Origin of the sequence: Allorhizocola rhizosphaerae (assembly GCF_003426775.1) — a bacterium.
Classification (GTDB): Bacteria; Actinomycetota; Actinomycetes; order Mycobacteriales; family Micromonosporaceae; genus Allorhizocola; species Allorhizocola rhizosphaerae.
The window spans coordinates 1-3664 of the sequence record NZ_QJUG01000400.1 but is presented as its reverse complement, the minus strand read 5'-3'; the positions used below and the strand labels follow the sequence as shown (position 1 = coordinate 3664).

Sequence of the window (3664 nt, the reverse complement as noted above, 5' to 3'; positions counted from 1 at the left end):
GCGCCTGGACCCAAAAGTGGATGCGCCGGCCTGACCCTCTACGCCGTCCTGCGGCTCCTGCAACCCATACTCATGGTCATCACCGGCGCATGCCACATCTGCAACCGCACATTCGACGACACAACATAACAAAGTACTACTAGCCAGGGCCGCGACATCGGCGAAGGTGACCGGGGGGATCTCGGACACGACGCTGCCGATGGCAGACGGGGTCACCAGGGTAAGTGCCTCCTGCCAGTCGGCAAGCTCGATCTCGAGCGGTGTCTGCGGCACCGGAACGGCGGATTCGAGGACCTCCAAAGGAAAAGCGCGGCGCAACGCCACTCGGCCCGCCTCGTGGCACAGCGCCTCGAGGTCGGCACCGACGAAGCCCGCGGTGCGCCTGGCCAGGTCGGCGGCGAGGTCGTGGCGCTCCTGGTCGTTGAAGGCCAGGGCCAGTTCCCTGGTATGGACCATGATGATTTCTCGGCGATCAGATTCGTTCGGTACGCCCACAGCCACCTGGCGCCCCAAGCGCCCCAGACGCCGTATCGCCGGGTCGATCGCGTCGCGACGGCTCGTCGTGCCGATGACCACCGGCCGCCCCGGCTGGTCGAGAAGCCGTTGCAACAGGCTCACCATGGACGGTCCGGCCGCAGGCTGCGAGCGCTCGGGCGCCAGATAGTCCACGTCGTCCAGGATCACGATGCGGGGCGGACCGTGGGCATCGCCGAAAGCGTTCCGCAGTAAGGTTTCCGCCTCCGCGGGTGGGCGGCCGGCGATCTCCGGTCCGCTGACCAGCGTCGTGGGGACCCCGCTGTGAAACGCCACCGCTCGGGCCAGCAGCGTCTTGCCGGTGCCGGGCGGCCCATAGAGCAGGACGCCCGTCGGCGCGGCGACGCCGATCGCCGCCAGGTCGGCGGGGCGCCGCAGCGGCACCTCGACCTCACGGCGCAGCAACGCGATCGCCTGATCGAGACCGCCGACGTCGTCATAGGTCGGCGGCCAGACGGTGACGCCGGGCGGGCGGCGGACCCTGACCGTCACGCGCTCGCCGATGGCGGCGACGGGCACCGCCTGGCAGTTGGCGCGCACCGACTCCACTTTGTACTCGCCGAGGCCTTGCCCGCCGAGCGCGCGGTAGCCGAAACGCAGCCCCGGGTAGAGCAGGTAGCGCCCGCCGCGCAGGAACTCCAGCAGCCCGGCCCGGTTCTCGCCGGGTGTGCCCGACCAGCGGACCAGCGAGAGCTCGATCATGTTGGCGGACGCCAGGCCGGTGGGGTCCAAACGCTCCACCTCCACCGGCGAGGCGGTCTGCACGCTCAGCGTGTCGCACTGCCAGCGGTCCAGGATGATCCGGTCGGGTCCCTGGAACCGGTTGTGCAGATCCCAGGTCTGGACGCAGAAGATGGTGGCGCCGTTGGCCGCGACTCGCACCGGGCAGCCCGCCGGGATGTCGCGGTCGTTGACATAACAACTGCCGTAGTTGGTGGTCGCGGCCGGCGCGGTCTGGACGCTCATGCGCGTCATCGCACCACCTCCGCCACCTGCTGCACGAGCGGCTCTGCCGCCTGGTCGGGTATCTGCTCCGGGGGCGGCGCCGGCGACTGCTCGTGGGCGGGCGGTTGGACGGCCATCTGCGGCGCCTCGTTGCCCGCCGGTTGCTCCTGCTGAGGGAAGACGCTGACCACGTGGTGCGCGGTGATGATCTCCCAACCACCGCCGGGGTGGGCCACCTGCTTGATCCGCTCGGCCAGCATCGCACCGTCGCGAGAGGTCAGCGCGTCTCTGGCCGACGCGACGCTGGTCACCATCAACCCTGTGCGCTCTTGCTCGTGATACCAGTAGGCGACGCGGTCGGCGTCGGTTCCGGGCATCAACGGATCCACCACCACGGCGACCGCTTCACCGTCGAGTTGCCGCCAGTTGGCGAACGTGCCGATGTCGGTGCGCGACAAGAACAATCCCAACCCGGGATGGCTGTGCACCCAGCCGACGATCGTGCCCGCCACCCGGCGCAGCCGCCGCCCGCGCAACGGCGCGAACGCGGCACGGATCGCCTCGAGGGACCGGACCTCGAAGATGCAATGGTCGGGTCCGCTGTAGATCTGCGGCGGGAAGATCACCGCGGCCACGATCGTCTTGCTTTTGAGCCTGCGCCCGAGCAGGACGCCGCCGCGCTCGTGCTCCCGGCCGAACCCACATGACGCAGCAGAGTGAACGACAGGCCGTCTATGAACAGGACCGGTGCTGGTGGGTACGGTGACATCTCACTCCTCCGGTTCGTCCTGCCAGGCCCGCATCAGGATCAGCGGCGGCGGGCTGCCCTCGCCGCGGTAGACATCGTCAATGGATTCGGCGATCCGGCGTGCCGTCGCGGGGATCACCAGGCCTCGACCGTCGTGATCGGACGGAGCCGCTCGCTGCCGGCGCCGAAGACACCGATCTGCTCGGCGAGCGTCGTCTGGTGGACGTCGAGGACGATTGGGGTGAACCGGGGGTCGAGACTGCGCCACTTTTCCGAGGTCGCCACGTCGGTGCCGGAAAGGAACACCCCGAGCCGTGGATGCGTGTGCACCCAGGTGACCGTCACCATGCCCGGCGGCAGGCCAAGCTCCTCGGCGACGGCGTTGATGCCGATCCGTACCCGGTCGACCTCGCCCGCAGAGAACTCGCACCGCACCGAGTTGGCGTGGGTCTGCGCCGGGAAGACCATGCCGAACACAAGCAAAGTCCGCTCACCGCGTACGGTCAGCGCCACCCCACCCCGCTCGGCGGCGTCCTCGCGCAGGCGCCGACAGGTTGTCTCCCACAGCCGTTTGTCGAGGGCGACGGCTACGCCCTTGTCCTGCAACAGTTCCTGCCAGCGAGGCTTGAGCAGGCCGAGGCGTCCGTCGGTGATGGCGGCGCGTGCCATCACCGCCGGCCGCGGCGATGGCTTTTCTGGTTGCGGCTCAACAGATCCCACGGAGATACCGTCCTGGTCAGGCGGCTGCTGATGGGGTGGCTCCTGGTCTTCGGGCTCGGCGGTTCCGGTCAGCGTCTCCCGGATTTCGCGGACCTGCCGCGGCGACATGGACGGGCGGTACGACCAGATCATCAGCACCGCGCCGAGCAGCGCGGGCAAGATGAGCACCCACAAGCTGCCGGTCTCGCCGAGGAAGGCGAGCACGGCGGCGGCGCCGACAAGCGTGACGGCTACGGCGGCCAAGGGCACCAAGGCACTCGTACCGGGCGCGGACCCGGATGCGTGACTGGGCCTCCGTGCCGCGCTGGCCTGGACCGGCTTCGGTTCATCGCGCTGGGCTTTCATGATTCTCCGTATTCAGGAGCTGTCTGGCGAACTCGAGCGCGCTGCCCAGAGTCCGCTGTGCGGACGGCGCCTCTTGCCAGGCGACCGCGAAGGTGTTCCAGCAAAGGCTTGGTAGCGGTGTCCCGGTCCACGGGCACACGCTCTTGCTTGCCGGCCAGATATTGACATGTGTTATGTCCCGGTCGAGGGGTGCGCGGACCCACATGGGCGGCACGCCGGCCGGCAGGTCCGACACGTCGACGATGAGCAGGTACCGGATCTGCGCGCTCCGGTCGCCGCCGCGCCCTCCGCGCATGCCGCCGATGCTCAGGCGGACCGCCATCACCGGGCCGGGCGGCTCGCCAACGGGCAGCGCCCGCTGGCCGAGCCGCG

The 3664-nt window shown here is 69.5% G+C and carries 3 protein-coding genes and 1 pseudogene; all 4 read right to left on the bottom strand.

The genetic code is table 11. From position 1 onward, the window contains the following. The coding region (locus DM816_RS40865; RefSeq protein WP_117215807.1) for an AAA family ATPase at positions 1–1509 on the bottom strand (1509 nt) is incomplete at its 3' end. Next, a pseudogene (locus DM816_RS40860) lies at positions 1506–2156 on the bottom strand (MPN domain-containing protein); the annotation flags it as partial. The gene DM816_RS40865 and the pseudogene DM816_RS40860, both read right to left, overlap by 4 nt. Before the next feature lie 206 nt (positions 2157–2362). Then, the gene (locus tag DM816_RS40855) at positions 2363–3190 is read right to left on the bottom strand and encodes an MPN domain-containing protein (protein WP_117215805.1); all 828 of its coding nucleotides are present in this window, start codon (positions 3188–3190) and stop codon (positions 2363–2365) included. A gap of 82 nt (positions 3191–3272) precedes the next feature. Beyond that, on the bottom strand, positions 3273–3664 hold a 392-nt coding region (locus DM816_RS40850; protein WP_162908383.1), incomplete at its 5' end, for a hypothetical protein.